Genomic DNA, 25492 nt, shown 5'->3' with positions numbered 1-25492 from the left:
TAATGAAGAAAATTTTCTGCGCGCTGGTTGTCGTCACGACGCTGACTGCACTGACTGGCTGTGGGCTGAAAGGGCCACTTTATTTTCCTCCTACTGATAAAGAGCAAACACCAACGACCAAAAGTGTTCCAAAAGAGGATTCCATACAAACAGCACCAGTGCGTAATAATCGCGGGACGGGTGATGGCCCAACGCAGGTTGTTTACTAGCTATATCGTGTTTTGTCCCAGCGATTTTGGAGCAAAAAATGCAGTTTTCTAAAATGCATGGCCTCGGTAATGATTTCATGGTCGTGGATGCAGTAACCCAGAGCATCTATTTTTCCCCTGAGTTGATCCGTCGTCTGGCGGATCGTCATCTTGGCGTGGGTTTTGATCAGTTGTTGATCGTCGAGCCGCCGTATGATCCGGATCTTGATTTTCATTATCGGATCTTTAATGCCGACGGCAGTGAAGTTTCCCAGTGTGGGAATGGTGCCCGCTGTTTTGCCCGTTTTGTACGTCTTAAAGGGCTGACGAATAAGAGAGATATCCATGTCAGTACTGCCAACGGACGCATGGTACTGAGTGTTACGGAAGATGATCAGGTTCGGGTCAATATGGGTGAGCCCAATTTCGAGCCCTCTCAGATCCCGTTTCGGGCAAATAAAGCTGAAAAGACCTATATTATGCGTGCGGCGGAACAAACCGTGATGTGTGGCGTGGTCTCGATGGGTAATCCTCACTGTGTGATCCAAGTGGAGAATATTGATACAGCGGCAGTTGAAACGTTAGGGCCAGTGATGGAAAGCCATGAACGTTTTTCTGAACGTGCCAATATCGGTTTTATGCAGGTCGTGAGCCGGGAGCATATTCGCTTACGGGTTTATGAACGCGGGGCAGGAGAAACCATGGCCTGTGGCAGTGGCGCATGTGGTGCCGTCGCCGTGGGCATTGTTCAGGGCCTTCTGTCCGAACAAGTTCGCGTAGATCTGCCAGGTGGGCGTCTTGATATCGCCTGGAAAGGGCCGGGATCGCCATTATTTATGACGGGCCCGGCAACACATGTTTATGACGGGTTTATACATCTATGAAACAAGTTGGGGAACAGCAAGACACACGACCAGAATTAGACGATCTGACTATCGTTGATTATTTACGGCGTAACCCCGGCTTTTTTATACGTAATGCTAAACACGTTGAGGCATTGCAGGTGCCGCACCCGATTCGTGGCACCGTTTCGCTGGTGGAGTGGCATATGGCACGCCAGCGTAACCATATTAATGCGTTGGAAGAGAATATTAGCCAGCTATTGGATCAGGCCAGGGTTAACGAAGAACTCTTCTGTCGTTTACTGCAGCTACAAAGCAACCTCGTCGCGGCTTCCAGCTTGCAAGATATGCTGGACCGGCTGCACCGTTGGGCAAGGCAAATAGGGCTGGCGGGTGCCAATGTCAGGCTCTTTAACGATAGCTGGCATATTGGTGCACCTTCTGGCTTTACTCACTTAGGACTGAATCGCCAGGCCTTTGAACAGCTACGTATTCAGAGACTGGGAGAGCAGCAGCACTACCTTGGCCCATTGAATGGTCCTGAGTTGTTGTTGTTACTACCAGAGGCCAAGTCAGTGGGGTCAGTGGCTATGTCCATGATGGGTGGGAAGGCTGATGTGGGGGTGGTGATTTTTAGCAGTCGTGATCCTCAACATTATTATCAAGGACAGGGAACCCGACTCCTGGATGAACTGGCACTGATACTCCCGGAGTTACTTGAACGCTGGGTTGAACGGCAATGACGGACACCTCTCCATTACTGCCGAGTGTGGACGATTTTCTGCGTTATTTGAAAGTGGAAAGGCAGCTCAGTCCATTGACTCGACTGAATTATCAGCGTCAGCTCACGGCGATCGTGCATCTGGCTGATGAGATGAAACTCAAAAGCTGGGCACAGTGTGATGCGGCAACCGTACGTTCTATTGCGGTACGTAGTCGAAAAGCAGGATTGCAAGCATCAAGCCTGGCGCTACGCCTTTCTGCACTGCGCAGCTTTTTCGACTGGCAGATAGGTCAGGGGCTGTTATCAGCCAACCCCGCTAAAGGGATAGTAACCCCGAAAACCAGCCGTCTGTTGCCCAAGAACATTGATGTGGACGATATTAACCAGTTACTGAATATCGATATTAACGATCCCCTTGCTGTGCGCGATCGAGCCATGCTTGAAGTGATGTACGGCGCGGGATTGCGTCTGTCAGAACTGGTGAATATGGATTGCCGTCATTTGGATCTCGCGACGGGAGATGTCTGGGTTACCGGGAAAGGCAGTAAAGAGCGCCGTGTACCCGTGGGGCGCAGTGCCGTCAGCTGGGTTGAGCACTGGCTTCTGCTACGGGAACTCTTTGGGCCAGATGATGATGCCCTCTTTTTGGCAAAAACAGGCAAGCGTATTTCAGCCCGTAACGTACAAAAACGGTTTGCCGAGTGGGGTGTTAAACAGGGGCTAAACAGCCATGTTCACCCTCATAAACTCCGTCATTCCTTCGCGACTCATATGCTGGAGTCCAGTGGTGACCTGCGTGCGGTGCAGGAATTACTTGGGCATGCCAATCTTTCAACGACGCAAATCTATACCCATCTCGATTTTCAACATTTAGCATCCATCTACGATGCTGCACATCCACGTGCTAAACGGGGGAAATCCTAATGCATTTTTACCGTCCACTGGGGCCGATCTCTGCCCTGACTTTTGACCTGGATGATACCCTCTACGATAATCGCCCCGTAATTCACCGTACCACCCTGGAGATGCTTGCATTTGTTAAAGGCTATCATCACTGTATGAGTGACTTTACCTCGGCTGATTTTGAACATCATCGCCAGGCGTTATTGCGCCGTGAACCTGATATTTATCATGATGTGACTGAATGGCGGCGGCGTACTATTGAGCTGGCCATGCTACAGGCGGGTTTATCGGCATCGCAGGCTGATGAGGGGGCTCATCGAGCGATGGATAACTTTGCGCAGTGGCGAAGTCGGATAGATATCCCCCAGGAAACCCATGATACACTGGCGAAACTTGCAAAGAGGTGGCCACTGGTAGCCATCACCAATGGCAATGCCCAGCCGCACTTATGTGGCCTGGATACCTATTTTTCCTTTGTATTGCGCGCGGGTCCCGACGGGCGTGCCAAGCCTTTTGCGGATATGTACCAGCTGGCAGCGCATAAACTCCATCTTCCGCCAGAGCAGATTCTGCATGTGGGGGATGATTTAACGACAGATGTCGGTGGCGCAATCCGTTGTGGAATGCAGGCTTGCTGGATAAACCTGCGAGATGGGGACTTAATGCAGATAAAGGACAGTCGCTTATTACCTCATCTGGAAATTTCACGGTTGGCATCCCTGAACACGCTGATATAATTGTTGTAACTCTGTATAAAACACCAGGGGTTTTTTATAACCTCTTTAATGGCGGTACCCATGGACGTTTCTTACCTGCTTGATGGCCTCAATGATAAACAACGCGCAGCAGTCGCCGCGACGCGTAGCAATATGCTGGTACTGGCTGGGGCTGGCAGTGGTAAGACACGCGTATTAGTACACCGTATTGCCTGGTTGATAAGTGTTGAACAGTGTTCACCTTACTCAATAATGGCGGTGACTTTTACCAATAAAGCCGCGGCAGAAATGCGCCATCGTATTGGCCAGCTAATGGGCACCAGCCAGGGGGGAATGTGGGTAGGGACTTTCCATGGTCTCGCTCATCGCCTGTTACGCGCCCACCATATGGATGCCAATCTGCCTCAGGATTTTCAAATCCTCGACAGCGAAGATCAACTCCGTTTACTGAAACGGTTGATTAAAGCAATGAACCTTGATGAAAAGCAATGGCCTGCACGCCAGGCCATGTGGTACATCAACGGCAAAAAAGACGAAGGTTTACGTCCTCAACATATTGAAAGTTACGGTAATCCGGTTGAGCAAACGTGGCTACAAATCTACCAGGGGTATCAGGAGGCTTGCGATCGTGCTGGGCTGGTTGATTTTGCCGAACTATTATTGCGTGCCCATGAACTTTGGCTTAACAAACCCCATATTCTTAACCATTATCGGGAACGTTTTACGAATATCCTGGTGGATGAGTTTCAGGATACTAACAATATTCAGTATGCGTGGATCCGCCTGTTGGCAGGGGACAGCGGTAAAGTGATGATCGTCGGTGATGACGACCAGTCTATTTACGGCTGGCGTGGAGCCCAGGTGGAAAATATTCAACGCTTCCTCACTGACTTCCCTGGAGCACAGACGATTCGCCTGGAGCAGAACTATCGCTCTACGAATACCATTCTCAGTGCGGCCAACGCATTGATCGCCAATAATGCGGGGCGTTTGGGTAAAGAGTTATGGACAGAAGGAGGTGACGGTGAGCCGGTCTCTCTTTATTGTGCTTTTAACGAGCTTGATGAAGCCCGTTTTGTGGTGAACCGTATCAAGACCTGGCAAGAGCAGGGAGGGGCGTTAGAGAAGTGTGCCATTCTTTATCGTAGTAATGCCCAGTCGCGAGTACTCGAAGAGGCGTTATTACAGGCCAATATGCCTTACCGTATTTACGGGGGAATGCGCTTTTTTGAGCGTCAGGAAATTAAAGATGCGCTCTCTTATCTGCGTTTGATTGCTAACCGCAATGATGATGCTGGATTTGAGCGCGTGGTGAATACGCCTACCCGCGGCATCGGTGATCGTACCCTTGATGTGGTGCGTCAGACCGCCCGCGATCGTCAGCTCACCCTGTGGCAAGCCTCAAGGGCATTGCTGCAAGAAAAGGCCCTTGCAGGGCGTGCTGCCTCAGCACTACAACGTTTCATTGAACTGATTGATGCCCTGGCACATGAGACCGCAGAAATGCCCCTGCATGTCCAGACTGACCGAGTGATTAAAGATTCGGGCCTGTTTATGATGTATGAGCAGGAGAAGGGTGAAAAAGGTCAGACTCGTGTTGAAAACTTAGAAGAGCTGGTAACGGCAACCCGACAATTTAGCTACCAGGATGAAGACCAGGATCTGATGCCATTACAGGCATTCCTCTCCCATGCGGCGCTGGAAGCGGGAGAAGGTCAGGCCGATACCTGGCAGGATGCTGTTCAGTTAATGACACTGCACTCAGCCAAAGGGCTTGAGTTTCCACAGGTCTTTATCGTTGGCATGGAAGAGGGGATGTTCCCCAGCCAGATGTCGCTCGATGAAGGCGGTCGTCTGGAAGAAGAACGCCGTCTGGCCTATGTGGGCGTCACTCGGGCCATGGAAAAACTGACCCTTACCTATGCTGAAACTCGCCGTCTATATGGCAAAGAAGTCTATCACCGTCCGTCACGTTTTGTGGGAGAGTTACCAGAACACTGCGTCGAGGAGGTGCGATTACGAGCCAGCATCAGTCGCCCGGTGAGCCATCAGCGAATGGGGACACCGGTTTCCAGCAACGATTCTGGCTTTAGTCTGGGCCAGCGTGTTCGGCACCCTAAGTTTGGTGAGGGGACTGTGGTTAATCTGGAAGGCAGTGGTGAACATAGCCGCCTGCAAATAGCATTTCCAGGACAAGGGGTTAAGTGGCTGGTTGCTGCTTACGCACGACTGGAAGTCGTATGATAACCAGGACATTCTTACTGACTTTATGACGTTTATTTACGTTGATAGCAGTGAGCCAGTCTCTTTGAAACGGTATCTTACTGTATGTTGACGCTTTATTTTTGCTCGCGTAACATGCGGGCACGATTACGCTAACAGGACACTCGCCTTGGACACACCCAGTAGATACTGGCTCAATGACCTGCCCTCCAGGTTCAACTTCTAAGGCTATCCTCAGGTGCTGATAGCTTTTGCAGTTGTCAGTGCTATCTTTGCGCATGTTGAGTCAGATTATTGAATGGTCTGAAACAATTGTCGTTTCTAACGGTGTACCAGGTTAACTGTCCCTGATATTTTTTGCATTGGGAGTTACGGTTATGCTAAGCGCATTTCAACTGGAAAACAGTCGGCTGAATCGTATTGAACTGGATGAAAATGATGATCTGTCCAATTCATTATGGGTAGATTTAGTTGAACCAGAAGAGACCGAACGAGAGCGTGTTCAGACAGAACTTGGACAGAGCCTGGCCACCCGGCCTGAACTTGAAGACATCGAATCCTCTGCGCGCTTTTTTGAAGATGAAGATGGCCTGCACATTCACTCCTTTTTCTTTTTTGAAGATACCGATGACCACGCCGGAAATAGTACGGTGGCTTTCACTATCCGCGAAGGGCGGCTGTATACCCTGCGGGAGCGTGAATTACCGGCTTTTCGCCTTTACCGTATGCGTGCTCGCAAGCAGTTAATGGTTGATGGTAATCCTTATGAGCTGTTGCTGGATCTGTTTGAAACTAAAATTGAACAGTTAGCTGATGAGATAGAAAACATCTACAGCGATTTAGAAAAACTGAGCCGTGTCATCATGGAAGGACGTCAGGGTGAGGAATACGATGCGGCACTATCCACACTGGCTGAACAGGAAGATATCGGCTGGAAGGTTCGTTTATGCTTGATGGATACCCAGCGCGCCCTGAATTTCTTGTTACGCAAAGCGCGTTTACCTGTCAGTCAGCTAGAGCAGGCGCGGGAAATCTTACGGGATATCGAGTCACTGCTGCCACACAACGAATCGTTGTTCCAAAAAGTTAACTTTCTGATGCAGGCGGCGATGGGTTTCATCAGTATCGAGCAAAACCGGATCATTAAGATATTCTCTGTCGTTTCAGTCGTCTTCCTGCCACCAACCTTGGTGGCATCCAGCTACGGAATGAACTTTGAATTTATGCCAGAACTCAGCTGGAGCTTTGGTTACCCCGCCGCAATTATTTTTATGATGCTGGCAGGATTAGCCCCCTATCTCTATTTTAAAAGCCGTAACTGGTTATAAAGAAAGGCGCCATTGGCGCCTTTTTCATTATCCGTTTCTGCTATGGACTTACGATTTCGGTATTTTTCGAGTCCTTCGCTGAGTGTAGATAGCATCGGCAATAAACAGTGCCAGAGCTGCCCAGATAAAACTGAAGGTAACCATTTTATCTTTGGTCACTGTTTCGCCATAGAGCAGTGTCGCCAGCAAAAACATCAGTATTGGCCCGGTGTAGAGGAAAAAGCCCAGCGTTGAAAGACGTAGGCGGTTTGCTGCTGCAGTAAAACAAAGCAAAGGAACTGTCGTCAGAATACCCGCAAACATCAGCATCAGATTTAGCGACAGGCTATTCTGTGTCATATGGCTGGTTGGGCTGTCAGCTATCACAAACAGGTAAACAGTGGCCAGCGGAAAGAGCCAGAGGGTTTCAACGAGCATACCTATCTGTGCATCGATCCCAATCTTTTTACGTAATAACCCGTAAAAAGAGAAACTAAACGCCAGCCCAAGAGCAATAACGGGTATTGAGCCAAAGGTCCAGAGCTGAACCAAGATCCCACACATTGCCAGTAACAGCGCAAACCACTGCAGGGCACGGAAACGCTCACCCAGAAAAATAATACCCAGTAACACGCTCACGAGCGGGTTAATAAAATAACCCAGGCTTGCTTCCAGCAAGTGATTGTTATTCACAGCCCAGATATAAAGTAACCAGTTACTGCCAATTAACACAGCCGTTAGCGCGAGGGCGAGGAGCTTCTTCGGATGCTGACATGCCTGTTTAAGTGTTGGCCACAATCGGTAAAGGCTGATCAGAATCAGCATAAAAAAGAATGACCAGATGACACGATGGGTAAGAATTTCTATTGCCGGAACGTACTGGATCAACTTGAAATAGACGGGAGCTATTCCCCAAATAATACAGGCTGTCAGGGCCAGCAATACACCTTTACCTGTCTCTGTCGCATTCATAGAAAACTCATTAACACGCTATAAAATAGACTGATCATAGTAACATAGTTATTTTGTGATCTCGTCGACATAATGAGGTTCAGATCTGAAGGTTGTGCCTTTAATCATAATCGTTTTTATCGACTGGCAGGCCCCGGGCATGAGATTCTATTATCAGTGCGTAATGGCATTGTAACTTCATGATAGAAAAGTATTCTTTTATGAAGGTATGTGAGCTGCTGGCGATTAAGAACGATAGTTTTTGCCCGCCTCCGGGAGCGGGCATACCGACTAGCCAACGATATAAGTTGCGGTGGCACTGGCAATGTAAATCTGGTCCTGGTTATGCAGTTCAACGCGGGCAACCGCAACTTTATTTCCGGCCCGTAGTAGACGGCTGGTAGCTGTGAAACGTTTTCCCCGCCCCGGACGTAGATAATCGACGCGTAAATCTATCGTTCCCATTTTTGCCAGGCGCTGACGTAGTGCTTCCTCGGTAATGGTTTCATGGCGTGTCAGTGTACTGCCGACACAGACTAAACCGGCAGCCACGTCCAGAGCGGAGGCAATCACTCCCCCATGTAGAATGGTCTGGGCCCAGTTACCGACCATCATCGGCTGATTGTTAAAACTCAGCTGGGCAAATGTCTTCTCATGACACTCCAGCTCAAGGCCCAGAGCACGGTTAAATGGCATTTGGTAAACGAAAATATCACCCACCAGTTTGAGTGCGTCATCGTTGGTCAATAGTCTCTGAGACATTATCCTTTCCCTTATCCGATATCATGGTTAACCAGTTGTATGTTTTTAGTTTTTAAATTGTTAACCGTGGGTTTACTGTGACAGGGAAGGGGAATGAAAAGGGTGATGGTGATAACACTTTTATCGCAAAGAAAAATCTACAGATTTGCGGTGGATTACCTGACAATGGAAACTTTAACCAGACACCAGTTCATGTAGGCGTTATGCTTAGTGCTCTTTTTTAAGGCATCACCGTTTTATCAGCACAGTCTGAAAGGTATGTCGGCTTTTTTGCAAACGGGGATATTGTGACACAGGCGGATGTAATCGATCAGGCGTCGCTGGCAAAGCAGGTTCTGCAAGAAATTTTTGGTTACCAGCAATTCCGTCCGGGCCAAGAAACTATCATTGATACGGTACTGGAAGGTCGCGACTGTTTGGTCGTGATGCCGACGGGAGGCGGAAAATCGTTATGCTATCAAATTCCGGCTCTTGTTTTAGGTGGCCTCACTGTGGTGGTATCCCCACTGATTTCCTTAATGAAAGATCAGGTGGATCAGCTACTGGCAAATGGCGTCCCCGCGGCTTGCCTCAATTCGACCCAAAATCGGGAACAGCAGCTTGAAGTTATGGCAGGATGCCGTACTGGTAGTATCCGTTTGCTCTATATCGCCCCTGAACGTTTGATGATGGATAACTTTATCGACCACCTTAGCCACTGGCCACTGGCTATGGTTGCGGTTGATGAGGCACACTGCATCTCCCAGTGGGGGCATGACTTCCGTCCTGAATATGCGGCTCTGGGGCAGTTACGTCAGCACCTTCCTAATGTCCCGTTTATTGCTCTGACAGCAACCGCTGATGAGACGACCCGGCTCGATATTGTGCGTCTGCTGGGGCTGCAAGATCCACTGATTCAAATCAGCAGTTTTGACCGACCGAATATCCGTTACATGCTGATGGAAAAATTCAAACCCCTTGATCAGCTGATGCGCTATATCCAGCAACAAAGTGGTAAACCTGGCATTATCTACTGTAATAGCCGAGCGAAAGTAGAAGACATCGCCGCCCGGTTACAGAGTAAAGGTTTCAGCGTTGGTGCTTATCATGCCGGACTTGAGCACCAGATTCGTGCTGAAGTACAGGAAAAATTTCAGCGTGATGACTTACAAATTGTAGTGGCAACGGTGGCTTTTGGTATGGGTATTAATAAGCCAAACGTTCGTTTTGTTGCCCATTTTGATATTCCGCGCAATATTGAGTCTTACTATCAGGAAACTGGTCGTGCTGGCCGTGATGGTTTGCCAGCTGAAGCCATGTTGTTTTACGACCCTGCGGATATGGCATGGCTGAGAAAATGTCTGGAAGAAAAGCCGGTAGGGCAGTTACAGGATATTGAACGTCATAAACTTAATGCCATGGGGGCTTTTGCTGAAGCCCAGACCTGCCGTCGTCTGGTGCTGCTCAACTATTTTGGGGAAGGGCGGCAACAAGCCTGTGGTAACTGTGATATCTGTCTTGATCCTCCCCGGCGTTATGATGGCCTTGTGGAGGCGCAAAAAGCACTGTCTTGTATTTATCGTGTTGGCCAGCGTTTTGGTATGGGCTATATCGTTGAAGTGTTGCGTGGGGCTAACAGCCAGCGTATTCGTGATTTGGGCCATGATAAACTCAAAGTCTATGGGGAAGGACGTAATCAAACCACTGAGCATTGGGTCAGTGTCCTGCGCCAGTTGATCCATCTTGGGGTTGTCACACAAAATATAGCCCAGCATTCAGCGCTCCAGCTCACGGAAGCGGCCCGGCCTTATCTGCGTGGTGAACTTCCGCTCATGCTGGCGGTACCGCGTATAGTGGTGATGAAAGCGCGCACGAATCAGAAAACCCTTGGTGGTAACTATGACCGCAGGTTATTTGCCAAGCTGCGTAAGTTGCGTAAGTCTATTGCTGATGAAGAAAACATCCCGCCTTATGTGGTATTCAGTGACGCCACATTGGTGGAAATGGCTGAACAAATGCCAATTTCAGCTGCTTCCATGTTGGGTATCAATGGTATTGGCAGTAAAAAACTAGAGCGTTTTGGTCGTCCGTTTATGACGCTTATCCGTTCCCATCTTGATGGTGTTGATGACGATTAAGATTAGGCCGTGTGTATTATGGGAAAGAACAGGGGCTATGGGGCTGGTTAGCCCCTGAGTTCATCGCCATCAGACATTTCACTGCTGTGTTTCAGGCATGGCGTGCACTGGCAAGTAGTGCAGCAACCAGCACAAACAACGAGCCAAACAGCCGATTTAGTGCCTTAATTTGATGTGGTTCTTTTATCCATACGGCGATGCGCGTTGCCAGCGTTGCATAACCCATCATCACAATGATATCGACCACGACAGTAGTGGTGCCGAGAATAACGTACTGCATCACCTGGGGGGCGGCAGGGTTAATAAACTGTGGAAACAGGGCAGCAAGAAAGACAATGCTCTTAGGGTTGGTCAGATTGACCAGCACTGCACGTTTAAACAGTTTGCTACGAGGCTGACTGTGACTGTGGGCGTTAAGCTCGATGGATCCTGCAGCTCGCCATTGCTGGATACCAAGCCAAATCAGGTAAGCTGCCCCGGCCCATTTCAGTATTTCAAAAGCTATCACTGAATGGGAAAAGAGCGTCCCCAGACCGACACCCACCAGTACGATATGAACAACTAAACCTGCCTGTAACCCGGCAATCGAAGCAAAAGTTTTGTTGTAGCCATGACTTATCGCAGTGGTCATGGTATTGATGGCCCCGGAACCAGGGGAAAGGCTTAATATTATTGTTGTTATAAGGTAGGTTAGCCACCACTCAGCAGTCATACAATATTCCCTGAAAACGGACTTTTATGCCACAATACGCTATTGTGTAAATAGACGCTATCTACTTCAAAAACACCTGATAGGTGGTGCGATTCCTTATGTCTTTGCTAAGAAATGAATGGTTAAAACGTGAGCGTTCCTTAGACTCTTTCGCGATGGGGCCACTGGCCCGTTTTTGGCAAAACCGTGAGGAGTGTGAATTTACGGGCGTCGATCAAGTCAGGGTTCGCTATGTTCGTTTTTGTGCACCGCACCACCAACGTGTGATCGTGGTATGTCCGGGCCGAATTGAAAGCTATGTAAAGTATGCGGAACTGGCTTATGACCTATTCCACAGTGGGTACGATATTTTAATTATCGATCATCGTGGGCAGGGGCGTTCAGGGCGTTTACTTTCCGATACTCATCGTGGACATGTGGTTAATTTCGACGACTATGTTGATGACTTAGATCGTTTTTATCAGCATGAACTGGTTCCTGGTAAGTGGGAAAAACAGTATTTACTGGCCCATTCAATGGGGGGAACCATCGCCGCTCTTTGGCTTGAAAAAAATCCCAATGTCTTTGATGCCGTTGCACTTTGTGCTCCGATGTTTGGTATTGTGCTACGCTGGCCTGAATGGATGGTTCGCCATATTCTTAACTGGGCGGAGGGCTACCCACGGGTACGAGAAGGCTATGCTATTGGTACTGGACGCTGGCGAGCGTTACCATTTCATATCAATGTGTTGACGCATAGCGAAGAGCGATATCGGCGTAATTTACGTTTCTATGTTGACGAGCCAGCATTGCGGGTGGGTGGACCTACCTTTCACTGGGTACGCGAAGGGATTATTGCGGGAGAAAGAGTGTTAGCAGGGGCAACTGCTATCATGACGCCGATTTTTTTATTACAGGCAGAAGAGGATCGCGTGGTGGATAACCGGGCACATCTTCGTTTCTGTCAACTTAAGGCTGCGGCAGGCTGCCCTTGTGAGGGGGACATACCTCACGTCATTGAAGGTGCGTATCATGAGATCCTGTTTGAAAAGGACGATATGCGAGCCAAAGCATTGAATGCCATTCTTGCTTTTTTTGAACGATATCACTGACTCCTATTTATTGACTGAGGTTCACAAATCCTATGTACCATGTGGTTGCTTCTGACTTAGATGGCACTTTGCTATCACCCAATCATTTACTCTCTGCATATGTCAAAGACACCTTAAAACTGCTTACCGCGGAAGGTATCAACTTCGTTTTTGCTACAGGGCGGCACTATGTCGATGTGGGGCAAATCCGTGACAATTTAGGGATTCAGGCGTACATGATTACGTCCAACGGGGCGCGAGTTCATGACCTCGATAATAACCTGGTGTTTTCCCACAACCTGCCAGAAGATATTGCCCGCAGTTTGTTCGGGGTCGTACATGATCACCCAACGATGATTACTAACGTCTATCGTGGCGACATCTGGTTTATTAATCGTCATAGTCCGGAGGACCTTGAGTATTTCAAGGAAGCGAAATTCGGCTACACCTTATTTGATGATCCAGCTACGTTACCGACGGATGATGTGAGCAAAGTGTACTTCACTGGGGCGACCCATGAAGAGTTACTGGTACTGGAAGAGAGAATTAACCAGCGTTGGGGTGACAGGGTGAACGTCAGCTTTTCGACGCTGACCTGCCTTGAAGTTATGGCTGGTGGCGTTTCTAAAGGCCATGCCCTGGAAGCTGTTGCCAAAGCGATGGGACATGAGCTTGCTGACTGCATTGCTTTTGGTGACGGGATGAATGACGCAGAAATGCTCAGTATGGCAGGGAAAGGTTGCATTATGCGCAACGCCCATCAGCGTCTTAAAGATCAGTTTCCTCATTTGGAAGTGATTGGGAGCAATGCCGATGATGCAGTACCTCACTACCTGCGTAAGCTGTATCTGAACGAAGAGTAATTAACCGGAAGGTTAATTACTAATCACATGTAAACCAAATAATAGGAAAAACGGTTTCTATTCTGGTTACAATGGCACAGTTCTTTACTTATGGATTATAGACTGTGCCATTACTTATCATATCGACCCTGCTCTGGGCCTTTTCGTTTAGTCTTATCGGTGAATACCTGGCCGGACAAGTTGATAGCTACTTTTCTGTGCTAATGCGAGTCGGGTTAGCGGCACTGGTATTCCTGCCATTCCTGCGTTTTAAAGGGTACAGATTAAAAACACTGTTGCTGTATATGCTACTGGGAGCACTGCAACTGGGAATCATGTATCTGCTCAGTTTCCAGGCGTATCTCTATTTGTCTGTTCCCGAGTTTTTGCTGTTTACGGTGATGACACCCTTATATATTACGCTGGTTTATGACCTGCTCAGAGGGACCAGGTTACGCTGGGGCTATGCTTTCAGCACGTTGCTGGCAGTGATTGGGGCGGCGATTATTCGCTATGACCAGGTGAGTGCAAATTTCTGGACCGGGCTGTTATTAATCCAGGGCGCTAATATCTGCTTTGCTGTGGGTATGGTTGGCTATAAACGTCTAATGGAAACTCACCCAATGCCACAGCATTCGGCCTTTGCCTGGTTCTATCTTGGCGCGTTTCTTATCGTGATGGTAGCCTGGTTTATGCTGGGAAATCCCGAAAAGCTGCCGACCACTTCGCTCCAGTGGGGGATACTGGTCTGGTTAGGTGTCGTGGCATCCGGGCTGGGGTACTTTATGTGGAACTATGGTGCAACCCAAGTGGATGCAGGTACCCTGGGTATTATGAATAATGTGCTTATTCCCGCAGGGTTGCTGGTTAACCTGGTTATTTGGCAAACTCAGCCACAATGGCCGAGTTTTCTTATTGGGGGGTCGGTGATAGTGGCTTCATTGTGGGTGAATCGACGTTGGGTCGCTCCGCGCTGCGAACAAACGGCAGACGTTCGCAAGCGTGCTGACGTGTTGAGCGAATAAACGCCTCAGTAACAGGTTGACGCTGCTCCCCATCACGAACAGCAGCGTACAACCGACTCCACAGCCCGTCTCCCAGCGGTTTCGTCACGACCAGCCCCTGACGTTCAAAACTTTCCACCACCCAATGTGGTAAGGCTGCAACCCCCATATTCGCTGACACCATTTGAATCAGCAATAAGGTATTATCTACGCTTTTTAATGATGGGTTAACGTCTGCAGGGTGAAGGAAATTACGCCATATATCAAGGCGCTGGCGTTGTACCGGATAAATCAATACCGTTTCATCCTGTAAATCTTCAGGCTCAATTCGTCCCTTATTTACCAGCGGATGCTGGGGCGCCAGAACTAAACGAACCTCATAATCAAACATTGGCGAATAATGCAGCCCACTGCGGGGCAGGATATCGGAAGTCATCACCAAGTCCAGCTCACCTTGCTGTAATGAGGGCTGTGGGTCAAAGGTAACGCCAGATTTAAAATCCATTTCTACTTGGGGCCAGTGCTGGCGGAAGTTTTCCAGTGCGGGTGTCAGCCACTGAATACAACTATGACATTCGATAGAAATACGTAGTCGAGTTTGATAGGGCTCGTTACACGCCTGCAGTGCCTGGGTGATTTGCGGTAATACTTGCTGGGATAACTGCAACAAGATTTCGCCTTGTGGTGTAAAACGCAACGGCTGGCTTTTACGCACAAACAAACGGAACCCAAGTCGCTGTTCCAAATCACTGAACTGATGGGAAAGGGCTGACTGGGTCTGATGCAGCGCAGCAGCAGCAGCAGCGAGGGAGCCGCTACTCCGCAGAGCTTGCAGTGTTCGCAGGTGTTTTATTTCTATCATGAAGATCCTTCATTTCGCCATGAACAATTTGCGCTTGAGGAACATACAGTACCTGCGGATTATAGATGTGTAAACATCTGGATGGCTAAATAAACTATATTTTCGAGTTCAGAAAATGACAATCATAGCTTCTCACACCGGTTAGTGACTTCAGTCAGCTCAGGCAAACAAGTGACTCGCCCTTTGCAAGATGCGGAAATTTAGCCAGATAACCACTTAAAATGAGGCAATATCATGACTATCCATAATCATACTCTCGGGTTTCCACGTGTTGGCCTTAGGCGTGAACTGAAGAAAGCGCAGGAGAGCTACTGGGCAGGTAATAGTTCCCGTGAAGAACTGCTGGCCGTGGGTAAAGCGTTACGTGCTCGCCATTGGGAGCAACAAAAACTGGCGGGTGTGGAGTTACTCCCGGTGGGAGATTTTGCCTGGTATGATCATGTCCTGACCACCAGCTTGTTACTGGGTAACGTGCCTGCTCGTCATCAAAATGAAGAGGGTAGCGTTGATATTGACACTTTATTTCGTATCGGTCGTGGCCGTGCACCCACGGGGGAGCCCGCTGCTGCCGCTGAAATGACCAAGTGGTTTAATACCAACTATCACTACATGGTGCCTGAATTTAGCCTGGGTCAACAGTTCAAGCTGACCTGGACCCAGTTACTGGATGAAGTGGATGAAGCGCTGGCGCTGGGTCATAACGTTAAACCTATATTGCTCGGGCCCGTCACCTACTTGTGGTTAGGTAAAGTGAAAGGCGAATCCTTTGACCGTCTCAGTCTGTTGCCAGATATTTTGCCTGTTTATCAGCAAGTTCTGGCTGAACTTGCCGCGCGAGGGATTGAGTGGGTACAAATTGATGAACCTGCCTTGGTTCTGGAATTACCTCCTGAGTGGCTGGATGCCTTTAAATTGGCTTACGACGCTCTTGCGGGTAATGTGAAACTGTTGCTCACTACTTACTTTGAAGGTGTGACGCCGAACCTGAGCACTATCAAAACTCTGCCAGTACAGGGGCTACATGTTGACTTTGTCCACGGGCAGGATGATATCAATGTTCTTCATCAGCAACTACCTGCTGACTGGTTACTTTCTGCAGGAGTCATTAACGGTCGTAACGTCTGGCGTGCAGATCTGAGTGAAAAATATCAGCAGCTGAAAGGTATTGGGGATAAACGTTCACTCTGGGTCGCTTCTTCTTGTTCGCTGTTGCACAGTCCTATCGATTTAAGTGTTGAAACGCGCCTTGATAGTGAAGTGAAGGGCTGGTTTGCCTTTGCACTGCAAAAATGTTCTGAGCTTGCTTTGCTGACGGAGGCTTTGAATAGCGGCGATACGACCAAAATTGCGGAATGGAGTGCGCCTGTTCAGGCCCGCCGTCACTCTACTCGGGTACATAATGCGGAGGTTGAACAGCGGCTGGCAAAAATTACTGCCGCAGATAGCCAGCGCGAAAGTGCTTATAGCGCCCGGGCCATTGCCCAGCGTGAGCGTTTTAACCTTCCTGCCTGGCCGACTACCACTATCGGTTCCTTTCCACAAACCACAGAAATTCGTAGCCTGCGTTTAGACTTTAAGAAAGGTAACCTCGACAGTAATCATTATCGTACCGGTATTGCTGAACATATTAAGCAGGCCATTGTGGAACAAGAACGCCTCGGGCTGGACGTACTGGTGCATGGTGAAGCTGAACGTAACGATATGGTTGAATATTTCGGTGAACATCTGGATGGTTTTGCTTTTACCCAGAATGGCTGGGTGCAGAGCTATGGCTCACGTTGTGTTAAACCCCCGATTATTATTGGTGATATTAGCCGCCCGGAACCCATCACAGTTGAGTGGGCGAAATATGCCCAGTCCCTGACTGACAAACCAGTCAAAGGAATGCTCACCGGCCCGGTCACTATCCTGTGTTGGTCTTTCCCACGTGAGGATGTTTCCCGTGAAACCATTGCCCGGCAAATAGCCCTTGCCCTGCGTGATGAAGTGACAGATTTAGAGGCCGCTGGTATTGGTATCATCCAGATTGATGAGCCGGCCTTACGTGAAGGCCTACCACTACGTAAAGCTGACTGGCAGGCTTACCTGGATTGGGGGGTTGAAGCTTTCCGTCTCAGTGCTGCTGCAGTAAATGATGATACACAAATCCATACGCATATGTGTTACTGCGAGTTTAACGACATTATGGCATCAATTGCTGCGCTGGATGCGGATGTTATCACCATTGAAACATCACGCTCGGATATGGAGCTCCTGCAATCGTTTGAAGTTTTTGATTATCCGAATGAAATTGGGCCTGGCGTGTATGATATTCATTCCCCTAACGTGCCAGATGTTGAGTGGATTGAAGCGTTATTGAAAAAAGCCGCAAACCGGATACCCATTGAACGTCTGTGGGTAAACCCGGATTGTGGCCTGAAAACACGTGGCTGGAGCGAAACGCGTCAAGCTCTGGCGAATATGGTTAAAGCGGCGCAAAATCTGCGTAGCGCACAGTAGTATGCGTGACGAGTAGCCTACTGGCTACTCGTCCTGAGTCGCTTGATTTCGATGGTCAACACCATATCGTGTAAACCATTTCAGCATGCGTTGCCAGCCATCTTGCGCTGATGGCGCATGGTAATTTGGTCGATAGTCCGCATTAAAAGCATGGCCGGCTTCGGGATAAACAATGATTTCAGCCGTTGTATTTGCCATCTGTAGGGCGCGTCGCATCGCTTCAATACTGTCCAGAGGAATACTGGTATCTTGCCCGCCATACAAGCCTAAAACGGGAGCGTTGAGCCCGGTCGCAATATCTATAGGGTGATGTGGTGAGTTGAGTGTCTTCTCGGCAACCAGCTTCCCATACCATGCCACCGCAGCTTTTAACTGTGGGTTATGAGCTGCATAAAGCCAGGCAATACGTCCGCCCCAACAAAATCCTGTCACCATTAAACGGTGTGCATTTCCCCCATGACGTGATGCCCAACTGGCAACATGGTCCAGGTCAGCCAGAACCTGTATATCAGGTACTGTGGACACAAGCCCACTGAGCAGGCTGGCGATATCAGGATACCCTTGCGGGTCACCCTGGCGAAAATAGAGTTCAGGCGCAATCGCGAGGTAACCCTGGTGAGCGAGTCGATCGCAGAGACTCCGGATATGTTCATTAACGCCAAATATTTCATGAAGAACCATGACTATCGGTAGCGGGCCTGCAGAATTCTGCGGCTTTGCATAGTAAGCCGGCATATTCTCACCCTGGGTCGGAATCATTTTTTCACCCGATAAGATGACATCTGTCGGGGGATGTACCACAGTTGAAAGCAGGGAAAGCGAATCAGCTGCTACTCTTTCTTGTGTTGTTGTTTTTTGAGTCATGGTTTCTCCAAAGCAGCATCAATGCGTTTTGAAAACACGAGTCAGGAATTAGTAGCAAATTTGATGAGCAAAAAGCGCTACCAATGATTAATTATTGAACTGAAAGTCATTGAATTGTGACCGTGATCACTATTCGTGAAATGAATAATGTAACTTGTTTCATTCATGGTGACGGTCATCACGAAATTATTCGCAGGGGTTAGGTAAAGTATTACTTTGCTTCTCCTGAAGCCTACTCTACAGAGGAGTCTGTTATGTCCAAGTCTGATGTTTTCCATCTCGGTCTGATTAAAAGCGATCTCCAGGGTGCGACACTTGCCATTGTCCCGGGAGACCCGGAACGTGTGGAGAGAATCGCGGCACTGATGGATAATCCGGTCAAACTGGCCTCTCACCGTGAATTTACTACCTGGCGTGCAGAACTGGATGGCAAAGCTGTTATTGTTTGTTCAACCGGTATTGGTGGGCCATCCACCTCCATTGCTGTGGAAGAGCTGGCACAATTGGGTATTCGTACCTTCTTGCGGGTTGGTACTACTGGGGCAATTCAGCCAAATATCAATGTGGGTGATGTTCTGGTAACTACCGCAGCGGTGCGTCTGGATGGTGCCAGCCTGCATTTCGCGCCAATGGAATTCCCGGCAGTGGCTGACTTTGCTTGTACCACCGCTCTGGTTGATGCCGCAAAAGCGATTGGTGCGACAACTCACATTGGTGTAACTGCATCTTCTGATACCTTCTACCCAGGTCAGGAGCGTTATGACACCTTCTCTGGACGTGTAGTTAGCCGTTTCAGAAACTCTATGGAAGAGTGGCAACAAATGGGCGTCATGAACTATGAGATGGAGTCTGCTACGCTGTTGACCATGTGTGCAAGCCAGGGACTACGTGCGGGGATGGTTGCCGGGGTGATTGTGAATCGTACCCAGCAAGAGATCCCTGACGTTGAAACCATGAAAAAAACTGAAGGTCATGCGGTAAAAATCGTTGTTGAAGCAGCCCGTCGTCTGCTGTAAACACTCAAACGCGTGAATTAAAACAAAGGGGGAAACAGGGTTTTCTCCCTTTGCTGTTTAGCAGGGCGATAGTTGACGAAACATATAAGTGGTGGAATGCCGTGCCTTACCATCAGGATCCCAGGCAAAGTCAGGGATCATTCCTGCGATTTCAAACCCTAATGATGTGTATAAGGCCTCTGCTATATCACCGGTTCTTGTATCAAGGGTAACCAGACTTTTCCCCAACTCATCTGCTTTTTGGATCACATGGCCCATAAGCATACGGCCAATTCCCATTTTGCGAGCGTCTGGATGCACAATCATCTTCGCTACCTCGCCGCGATGAGTCTGATTGGGAGGCATGTCAGTGAGCAATTGTACGGTACCGAGAAGTTCGTCCCCGCGCAGTGCCCCCAGCACGATTCTTCGCCCTGCAGCCACTTCAGGGAGAACGTTCTGCGACCAAAACTGACTGGCATGACCATAGGTCATGGGTGACATGAAACTGATTGATGCCCCTGCATTCACGCTGTCAGCAAGAATGTGCGAGAGTGCTGTCAGTCGTTGCGTTATTGCCGTGGCATCGAGTTCTACAATGTGTATTCCCATGGTATGCACCTCAGATCATTGAGATAATGTAGTGTGCTGGTTGCTGGCCAGTTTCAAATAACGAAGCACCCTGAAGCCGGTACCTCAAACAATCTCCCACACTCAGATCGTACTTAATGCCATCAACCGTGAGGGAGAGCGCCCCAGAAAGCAGGGCTAAATGGTGTTCGTGGTTAGGCACGGCGGGAGACGTGTAAGCGATACGCTGATGCGGCTCAATAATGCACTCAATCATCTCAAGCTGTAGTTGCCCACTGGGGGGAGAAAGGGTTCGCCGCGAGAAACCATGGGTATGGTCGACCCAGACGTTTTGTTCTGCGCGTCTGATCAAAGGGGGAAAGCCGGGCTCCATCGGGGCCAGCAATTGCGAAAGGGGCAGCGCTAAGGCCGAGGCTAACCGACCCAGAGTTTCCGCTGTTGGGCTGACTTCGCCGTTCTCTATACGCGAAAGCGTTGCCCGACTGACACCGCTGTGGTTAGCAAGATCTTGTAATCTTAAACCGCGATCGGTGCGTAGCTTACGCAGGTGCCCGGCAAGAGCCTGATGTTGAGTGGTTATCGTGTTGTCCATATATGAGATAATATCTCTAATATGGGAAATGGCAAGGGTTTGTGTTGCATTAACCGGCTGCCAGTATAAAGCGTCTGATATCGCATCGTGGATGTTGATGTTGAAAAAGACCTGGCTGTAGAGTAGTCAGAGTGAGGAGAGGAGGCTGCATGGATATATGGGTATTATCAGGTATTGCTGTTCTGGGGGTATTGACGGGCTGGCTCGGAGCCAGTTTACGTGCTGCACAGCGTCAGGCTTTACAACAAGAAAATCAGCGTGAAATTTATGGCGAACTGACTGCAGCACGCCAGGAATTACAACTCAACCAGCACTGGCGTGATGAATGTGAACAACTGAATCGTGAACTGCGTACTCAGCTTGAAATAAACAGTGGTCAGGAGGCTGATATTCGCGAATTGACGACCCTGCTTGAACAGACTCGACTGAATGCTGATGATAAACAGCGACAGATGATGAACAGTGAGCAGCGGCTGAGTGAACAATTTGAAAATCTTGCCCATCGCATTTTTGAACAGAGTGGACGTAAGGTTGAAGAACAGAATCGTCAGAGCCTGAATGGACTGCTTTCCCCCCTGCGTGAACAGCTTGATGGTTTCCGTCGCCAGGTGCAGGAAAGCTTCGGGCAGGAGGCCCGGGAACGTCACACACTGACCCATGAGATTCGTAACTTGCAGCAACTTAACGCAAAAATGGCACAGGAAGCATTAAACCTGACTAAAGCGTTAAAAGGGGATAATAAAACTCAAGGGAACTGGGGGGAAGTTATTCTGGCCCGTGTGCTTGAAGCTTCTGGCCTGCGTGAAGGGCATGAATACCAGACACAGGTTAATATTCAGCTTGAGAATAGCAGCCGCATGCAACCCGATGTCATCATCCGTTTGCCACAAGGTAAGGATGTGGTGATTGATGCCAAAATGACGCTGGTGGCCTATGAACGCTACTTTAACGCTGACGATGACCGGCTGCGTGAAAGTGCGTTAAATGAGCATATTGTTGCGATTCGGAACCATATCAGGTTGCTCGGGCGCAAAGATTACCAGCAACTGCCGGGGTTACGATCCCTGGACTATGTTTTGATGTTTATTCCGGTGGAGCCGGCTTTTTTACTGGCTATTGATAAACAGCCAGAACTGATAAGTGAAGCACTGAAACATAATATTATGTTAGTCAGCCCGACGACGCTCCTGGTCGCATTACGAACCATTGCTAATCTCTGGCGTTATGAGCATCAAAGCCGTAATGCGCAACATATTGCAGAGCGTGCGGGGCGTTTATATGACAAGGTCAGGCTGTTTGTTGATGAAATGTCAGCGCTGGGGGTAAGCCTTGATAAAGCTCAGGATAACTACCGGCAGGCGATGAAGAAGCTGGCTTCCGGGCGTGGAAATGTGCTGGTTTTGGCTGAATCATTACGCAATCTGGGGGTTGAGGTTAAACGTGAAATCAACCCAGAGCTGGTGGAGCAGGCGCAGTCGGACACATCGGAAAATCACCTGTTGACCGAGTCCGAAAACGAAGATGTGATAAAGTAGCCACAGTAACTATTTTCCCTATACGGGTAACAGAATCTGGCGCAACGAATCCTGTCATTGGGTTGCCGCTGAAATGTAGGGTATTGCCCTCCCTTCTGTTACACTTTACCGACATTTTTTGATAAAGCAGGCACTGAGATGGTTGATAAATCCAGAGATACAACGCATTTTGGCTATCGTACTGTAGAAACAGACCAAAAAGCGGATATGGTGGCTGATGTATTTCACTCTGTCGCAGCAAAATATGATGTGATGAATGACGTGATGTCGCTGGGTATTCATCGCCTGTGGAAGCGCTTTACCATTAACTGCAGTGGTGTCCGTCGTGGGCAGCGAGTGCTTGACCTTGCTGGCGGTACTGGCGATTTGACGGCGAAGTTTTCACGCCTGGTGGGTGAAACCGGTGAAGTGGTACTGGCAGATATCAACGAATCAATGTTGAAAATGGGCCGGGAAAAGCTGCGGAATATCGGTATTATCGGTAACGTCAGCTATGTTCAGGCTAATGCTGAGGCACTGCCATTCCCGGATAATAGCTTTGACTGCATTACCATTGCTTTCGGTTTACGTAATGTCACCGATAAAGACAAAGCCTTGCGTTCTATGTACCGCGTACTTAAGCCTGGCGGACGTCTACTGGTGCTGGAGTTCAGTAAGCCAGTACTGGAACCGCTGAACAAAGTCTACGATGCTTACTCCTTCCATATCTTACCACGCATGGGACAGCTGATTGCGGGCGATGCAGAAAGCTATCGTTATCTTGCTGAGTCTATTCGTATGCACCCGGACCAGGAAACGCTGAAAGCGATGATGGAAGAGGCGGGTTTTGAAAACACGACCTATAACAATTTGACGGGGGGTATTGTTGCACTCCACCGTGGTTATAAATTCTAACCCGGGAAGTCGTGATGCCATTTATACCGCTTATTAATGCCAGTCTTGAAGGTGTACTGAACACTGTTCTCTGGCAAGACAGTGCGCTTAAATCTGCCCGGCAACGGTTGTATGGGAAAGTTTTACGCATTGAGATAAAAGAGTTTTCCACCCCTCTGGTACTGGTTTTTAGCGAGCAACGACTGGATGTGTTAAGTGCCTGGGAAGGTGAGGCTGATTGTTGCGTCATCACGCGTTTAGGCGTGCTGACTGAATTGCGGGACCGTCAGCAACTCATGATGCTCATTCGTCAGGGGGAGCTGGAGGTGTTAGGGGATCTGCAACTGGTGCAAAACCTGGTGGCGCTTACGTCCCTGGCAGAGTTCTCTTTTGCTGACCTGCTCGCACCCTATCTGGGTGATATTGCGGCTGAAAGTATCAATAAAGTCGTACAGGGCAGCACTCGGTGGTTAAAAAAGACTTTCAGTAGCAATCAGCGTTATCTCTCTGAGGCTGTTGTTGAAGAATGGCGCCTGGCACCAGGTTCCTTAGAAGTGGCCTGGTTTAGTGAAGAAGCCGAGGCACTCGCCAGTGCGACGTCTGCACTGGGTGCAAGACTGGATAAACTGGAGGGCAAATGACGCCCGGAGAATTTCGTCGGTTCTATTTTATCATCCGTATTTTCCTGAATTATGGTCTTGAGGAGTTAATCCCTAAAAGCCGCCTGACCTTGCCTCTACGCTTGTGGCTGCGTTGCTTGTTCTGGATCCCTAATCGTCATCGTAATAAGCCATTGGGCGAACGTCTGCGTCTTGCATTGCAAGAACTGGGGCCAGTCTGGATTAAGCTGGGTCAGATGCTTTCTACCCGGCGCGACCTCTTTCCCCCCTTGATTGCTGATCAACTGGCGATGCTTCAGGATCGGGTTGCCCCCTTTGATGGTGCGCTGGCGAAAAAACAGATAGAGCACGCGATGGGGGATATACCCGTTGAAACGTGGTTTGATGATTTTGATATAGAGCCTTTAGCCTCCGCCTCCATAGCCCAGGTGCACACTGCGCGACTGAAGGAAAACGGTAAAGAGGTAGTGATCAAAGTGATCCGCCCGGATATCCTGCCAGTGATTAAAGCGGATATGAAACTGATTTATCGTTTCGCCCGTTGGGTGCCGCGTTTACTCCCTGACGGTCGCCGTTTACGCCCTGTAGAAGTGGTGCGTGAGTACGAGAAAACGCTCCTCGATGAGCTCAATTTACTGCGTGAAGCGGCTAACGCCATTCAGCTGCGACGTAATTTTGAAAATAGCCCTCTGCTGTACATTCCTGAAGTGTATTCTGACTACTGTAGTGAAAATATGATGGTGCTGGAGCGTATCTATGGAATTCCAGTGTCAGATACCGTAGCGCTGGAAGCACAGGGCACGAACATGAAACTGCTGGCGGAGCGTGGGGTTCAGGTCTTCTTTACCCAAGTCTTTCGGGACAGTTTTTTCCATGCTGATATGCACCCGGGTAATATTTTTGTCAGTTACGAGCATCCAGAAGATCCACAATATATCGGTATTGACTGTGGCATTGTGGGTTCACTTAATCGTGATGATAAACGTTATCTGGCCGAGAATTTTATTGCCTTTTTTAACCGGGATTATCGTAAAGTGGCTGAACTGCATGTGGATTCTGGTTGGGTTCCTTCAGATACCAATGTGGAAGAGTTTGAGTTTGCTATCCGTACCGTGTGCGAACCCATTTTTGAGAAGCCGCTAGCAGAAATTTCATTCGGTCACGTGTTGCTGAATCTGTTTAACACGGCGCGTCGTTTTAATATGGAAGTTCAGCCACAACTGGTTTTGCTGCAAAAAACACTGCTGTATGTGGAAGGTGTTGGCAGACAGCTTTATCCACAGCTCGATTTGTGGAAAACCGCGAAACCTTTTCTGGAAAATTGGATCAAAGATCAGGTTGGGATCCCTTCATTGTTACGTGCATTTAAGGACAAAGCTCCGTTCTGGGTGGAAAAAATGCCAGAGTTACCTGAGCTTGTTTATAACAGCTTGCGCCAGAGCAAAAACTTACAACTGAGCATTGATAAAATTCAGCATGAATTGCAGCACAGTCATGTACGACAGGGGCAGTCGCGTTATCTGTTTGGGGTCGGTGCCACACTGATTCTGAGTGGGACATTATTACTGATTAATAAACCCGAGCTGAATATGATGCCCGCATGGTTGATGGTGGCAGGTGTGGGTACCTGGATTGTTGGCTGGAAACGTTCAGTCTAAAATTTAAGCTATGATGACGCAATATTACCGTATAATGGTGGC

The 25492-nt window shown here is 48.9% G+C and carries 24 protein-coding genes; 17 read left to right on the top strand and 7 right to left on the bottom strand.

Going from position 1 to position 25492, the window contains the following annotated elements:
- The first annotated feature begins 2 nt into the window (after positions 1-2).
- From JK154_RS16255 to corA, 7 genes are all read left to right on the top strand, one after another.
- Positions 3-209 carry a lipoprotein gene (locus JK154_RS16255; protein ID WP_211993640.1) on the top strand — a complete coding sequence of 69 codons (207 nt, stop codon included), beginning with the start codon at positions 3-5 and terminating at the stop codon, positions 207-209.
- A gap of 38 nt (positions 210-247) precedes the next feature.
- Positions 248-1072 carry a diaminopimelate epimerase gene (dapF, locus tag JK154_RS16250; RefSeq protein WP_211993639.1) on the top strand — a complete coding sequence of 275 codons (825 nt, stop codon included), beginning with the start codon at positions 248-250 and terminating at the stop codon, positions 1070-1072.
- Positions 1069-1773: a DUF484 domain-containing protein gene (locus JK154_RS16245; protein ID WP_211993637.1), complete on the top strand. Its 705-nt coding sequence runs from the start codon at positions 1069-1071 to the stop codon at positions 1771-1773. The genes dapF and JK154_RS16245 overlap by 4 nt, the downstream gene beginning before the upstream one ends.
- Positions 1770-2678, top strand: a complete 909-nt coding sequence (gene xerC, locus JK154_RS16240; RefSeq protein ID WP_211993634.1) for a tyrosine recombinase XerC — start codon at positions 1770-1772, stop codon at positions 2676-2678. The genes JK154_RS16245 and xerC overlap by 4 nt, the downstream gene beginning before the upstream one ends.
- Entirely contained in the window at positions 2678-3394 is a 717-nt protein-coding gene (yigB, locus tag JK154_RS16235) for a 5-amino-6-(5-phospho-D-ribitylamino)uracil phosphatase YigB (RefSeq protein ID WP_211993632.1), read from the top strand. Before xerC ends, yigB begins: the two co-directional genes overlap by 1 nt.
- A gap of 60 nt (positions 3395-3454) precedes the next feature.
- Positions 3455-5617 (top strand): DNA helicase II, encoded by a 2163-nt coding sequence (gene uvrD / locus JK154_RS16230; protein ID WP_211993630.1) that lies wholly within the window; start codon positions 3455-3457, stop codon positions 5615-5617.
- A gap of 356 nt (positions 5618-5973) precedes the next feature.
- The gene (gene corA / locus JK154_RS16225) at positions 5974-6924 is read left to right on the top strand and encodes a magnesium/cobalt transporter CorA (protein WP_211993628.1); all 951 of its coding nucleotides are present in this window, start codon (positions 5974-5976) and stop codon (positions 6922-6924) included.
- A gap of 48 nt (positions 6925-6972) precedes the next feature.
- Here the strand turns inward: corA and rarD are convergent, their stop codons facing one another.
- A complete protein-coding gene (gene rarD, locus JK154_RS16220; RefSeq protein ID WP_211993626.1) occupies positions 6973-7875 on the bottom strand; it encodes an EamA family transporter RarD in 903 nt (300 codons plus the stop codon).
- A 270-nt stretch (positions 7876-8145) separates the two neighbouring features.
- Positions 8146-8616, bottom strand: coding sequence for a thioesterase family protein (locus JK154_RS16215; RefSeq protein ID WP_211993624.1), 471 nt, complete (start codon positions 8614-8616; stop codon positions 8146-8148).
- 287 nt (positions 8617-8903) lie between these two features.
- Between JK154_RS16215 and recQ the strand changes: the two genes are divergently transcribed.
- On the top strand, positions 8904-10733 hold the full coding sequence (gene recQ, locus JK154_RS16210; RefSeq protein ID WP_211993622.1) for an ATP-dependent DNA helicase RecQ: 1830 nt from the start codon (positions 8904-8906) through the stop codon (positions 10731-10733).
- Between the two features lie 91 nt (positions 10734-10824).
- Here recQ and rhtB read toward each other — a convergent pair whose 3' ends face one another.
- On the bottom strand, positions 10825-11445 hold the full coding sequence (gene rhtB / locus JK154_RS16205) for a homoserine/homoserine lactone efflux protein (protein WP_211993620.1): 621 nt from the start codon (positions 11443-11445) through the stop codon (positions 10825-10827).
- Positions 11446-11543: 98 nt separating this feature from the next.
- Between rhtB and pldB the strand changes: the two genes are divergently transcribed.
- The 3 genes from pldB (at position 11544) to JK154_RS16190 (ending at position 14382) form a co-directional block, all read left to right on the top strand.
- Positions 11544-12536 (top strand): lysophospholipase L2, encoded by a 993-nt coding sequence (gene pldB / locus JK154_RS16200; RefSeq protein ID WP_211993618.1) that lies wholly within the window; start codon positions 11544-11546, stop codon positions 12534-12536.
- 32 nt (positions 12537-12568) lie between these two features.
- A complete protein-coding gene (gene yigL / locus JK154_RS16195) occupies positions 12569-13378 on the top strand; it encodes a sugar/pyridoxal phosphate phosphatase YigL (RefSeq protein ID WP_211993616.1) in 810 nt (269 codons plus the stop codon).
- Positions 13379-13482: 104 nt separating this feature from the next.
- Positions 13483-14382 carry a carboxylate/amino acid/amine transporter gene (locus JK154_RS16190; protein WP_211993614.1) on the top strand — a complete coding sequence of 300 codons (900 nt, stop codon included), beginning with the start codon at positions 13483-13485 and terminating at the stop codon, positions 14380-14382.
- On the opposite strand, the gene metR is transcribed toward JK154_RS16190, so the two are convergent.
- Positions 14270-15223: an HTH-type transcriptional regulator MetR gene (gene metR / locus JK154_RS16185; RefSeq protein ID WP_211993612.1), complete on the bottom strand. Its 954-nt coding sequence runs from the start codon at positions 15221-15223 to the stop codon at positions 14270-14272. The genes JK154_RS16190 and metR overlap by 113 nt on opposite strands.
- 234 nt (positions 15224-15457) lie before the next feature.
- Between metR and metE the strand changes: the two genes are divergently transcribed.
- On the top strand, positions 15458-17722 hold the full coding sequence (metE, locus tag JK154_RS16180) for a 5-methyltetrahydropteroyltriglutamate--homocysteine S-methyltransferase (protein ID WP_211993610.1): 2265 nt from the start codon (positions 15458-15460) through the stop codon (positions 17720-17722).
- Positions 17723-17746: 24 nt separating this feature from the next.
- On the opposite strand, the gene JK154_RS16175 is transcribed toward metE, so the two are convergent.
- Entirely contained in the window at positions 17747-18586 is an 840-nt protein-coding gene (locus JK154_RS16175; RefSeq protein ID WP_211993609.1) for a dienelactone hydrolase family protein, read from the bottom strand.
- 254 nt (positions 18587-18840) lie between these two features.
- Between JK154_RS16175 and udp the strand changes: the two genes are divergently transcribed.
- Positions 18841-19602, top strand: a complete 762-nt coding sequence (gene udp, locus JK154_RS16170; protein ID WP_211993608.1) for a uridine phosphorylase — start codon at positions 18841-18843, stop codon at positions 19600-19602.
- A gap of 57 nt (positions 19603-19659) precedes the next feature.
- Here the strand turns inward: udp and JK154_RS16165 are convergent, their stop codons facing one another.
- Both JK154_RS16165 and JK154_RS16160 read right to left on the bottom strand, forming a co-directional pair.
- Complete coding sequence (locus JK154_RS16165; RefSeq protein WP_211993607.1) at positions 19660-20193, bottom strand: GNAT family N-acetyltransferase; 534 nt, start codon at positions 20191-20193, stop codon at positions 19660-19662.
- 10 nt (positions 20194-20203) lie between these two features.
- Complete coding sequence (locus JK154_RS16160; protein ID WP_211993606.1) at positions 20204-20764, bottom strand: helix-turn-helix transcriptional regulator; 561 nt, start codon at positions 20762-20764, stop codon at positions 20204-20206.
- A gap of 149 nt (positions 20765-20913) precedes the next feature.
- Here JK154_RS16160 and rmuC point away from each other — a divergent pair, with 149 nt between their 5' ends.
- From rmuC to ubiB, 4 genes are all read left to right on the top strand, one after another.
- On the top strand, positions 20914-22299 hold the full coding sequence (gene rmuC, locus JK154_RS16155; RefSeq protein WP_211993605.1) for a DNA recombination protein RmuC: 1386 nt from the start codon (positions 20914-20916) through the stop codon (positions 22297-22299).
- A 138-nt stretch (positions 22300-22437) separates the two neighbouring features.
- Complete coding sequence (gene ubiE / locus JK154_RS16150; protein WP_211993600.1) at positions 22438-23193, top strand: bifunctional demethylmenaquinone methyltransferase/2-methoxy-6-polyprenyl-1,4-benzoquinol methylase UbiE; 756 nt, start codon at positions 22438-22440, stop codon at positions 23191-23193.
- A 14-nt stretch (positions 23194-23207) separates the two neighbouring features.
- Positions 23208-23813 carry an SCP2 domain-containing protein gene (locus tag JK154_RS16145; protein WP_211993598.1) on the top strand — a complete coding sequence of 202 codons (606 nt, stop codon included), beginning with the start codon at positions 23208-23210 and terminating at the stop codon, positions 23811-23813.
- Entirely contained in the window at positions 23810-25450 is a 1641-nt protein-coding gene (gene ubiB, locus JK154_RS16140; protein WP_211993596.1) for a ubiquinone biosynthesis regulatory protein kinase UbiB, read from the top strand. Before JK154_RS16145 ends, ubiB begins: the two co-directional genes overlap by 4 nt.
- The last annotated feature ends 42 nt before the right edge of the window (positions 25451-25492 follow it).

Origin of the sequence: Citrobacter sp. JGM124 (assembly GCF_018257795.1) — a bacterium.
In the GTDB taxonomy this organism is placed as follows: Bacteria; Pseudomonadota; Gammaproteobacteria; order Enterobacterales; family Enterobacteriaceae; genus JGM124.
This window is presented reverse-complemented; position numbering and strand designations above follow the sequence as displayed.

Bases quoted from the DNA above. Each gene is read 5' to 3' on its own strand.
- metR (WP_211993612.1), bottom strand. From the start codon at position 15,223: ATGATAGAAATAAAACACCTGCGAACACTGCAAGCTCTGCGGAGTAGC.
- ubiB (WP_211993596.1), top strand. From the start codon at position 23,810: ATGACGCCCGGAGAATTTCGTCGGTTCTATTTTATCATCCGTATTTTC.
- JK154_RS16165 (WP_211993607.1), bottom strand. From the start codon at position 20,193: ATGGGAATACACATTGTAGAACTCGATGCCACGGCAATAACGCAACGA.
- xerC (WP_211993634.1), top strand. From the start codon at position 1,770: ATGACGGACACCTCTCCATTACTGCCGAGTGTGGACGATTTTCTGCGT.
- dapF (WP_211993639.1), top strand. From the start codon at position 248: ATGCAGTTTTCTAAAATGCATGGCCTCGGTAATGATTTCATGGTCGTG.
- uvrD (WP_211993630.1), top strand. From the start codon at position 3,455: ATGGACGTTTCTTACCTGCTTGATGGCCTCAATGATAAACAACGCGCA.
- JK154_RS16160 (WP_211993606.1), bottom strand. From the start codon at position 20,764: ATGGACAACACGATAACCACTCAACATCAGGCTCTTGCCGGGCACCTG.
- rhtB (WP_211993620.1), bottom strand. From the start codon at position 11,445: ATGACTGCTGAGTGGTGGCTAACCTACCTTATAACAACAATAATATTA.
- pldB (WP_211993618.1), top strand. From the start codon at position 11,544: ATGTCTTTGCTAAGAAATGAATGGTTAAAACGTGAGCGTTCCTTAGAC.
- rmuC (WP_211993605.1), top strand. From the start codon at position 20,914: ATGGATATATGGGTATTATCAGGTATTGCTGTTCTGGGGGTATTGACG.
- JK154_RS16175 (WP_211993609.1), bottom strand. From the start codon at position 18,586: ATGACTCAAAAAACAACAACACAAGAAAGAGTAGCAGCTGATTCGCTT.
- udp (WP_211993608.1), top strand. From the start codon at position 18,841: ATGTCCAAGTCTGATGTTTTCCATCTCGGTCTGATTAAAAGCGATCTC.
- metE (WP_211993610.1), top strand. From the start codon at position 15,458: ATGACTATCCATAATCATACTCTCGGGTTTCCACGTGTTGGCCTTAGG.
- JK154_RS16245 (WP_211993637.1), top strand. From the start codon at position 1,069: ATGAAACAAGTTGGGGAACAGCAAGACACACGACCAGAATTAGACGAT.
- rarD (WP_211993626.1), bottom strand. From the start codon at position 7,875: ATGAATGCGACAGAGACAGGTAAAGGTGTATTGCTGGCCCTGACAGCC.
- yigB (WP_211993632.1), top strand. From the start codon at position 2,678: ATGCATTTTTACCGTCCACTGGGGCCGATCTCTGCCCTGACTTTTGAC.
- JK154_RS16145 (WP_211993598.1), top strand. From the start codon at position 23,208: ATGCCATTTATACCGCTTATTAATGCCAGTCTTGAAGGTGTACTGAAC.
- yigL (WP_211993616.1), top strand. From the start codon at position 12,569: ATGTACCATGTGGTTGCTTCTGACTTAGATGGCACTTTGCTATCACCC.
- ubiE (WP_211993600.1), top strand. From the start codon at position 22,438: ATGGTTGATAAATCCAGAGATACAACGCATTTTGGCTATCGTACTGTA.
- JK154_RS16215 (WP_211993624.1), bottom strand. From the start codon at position 8,616: ATGTCTCAGAGACTATTGACCAACGATGACGCACTCAAACTGGTGGGT.
- JK154_RS16255 (WP_211993640.1), top strand. From the start codon at position 3: ATGAAGAAAATTTTCTGCGCGCTGGTTGTCGTCACGACGCTGACTGCA.
- corA (WP_211993628.1), top strand. From the start codon at position 5,974: ATGCTAAGCGCATTTCAACTGGAAAACAGTCGGCTGAATCGTATTGAA.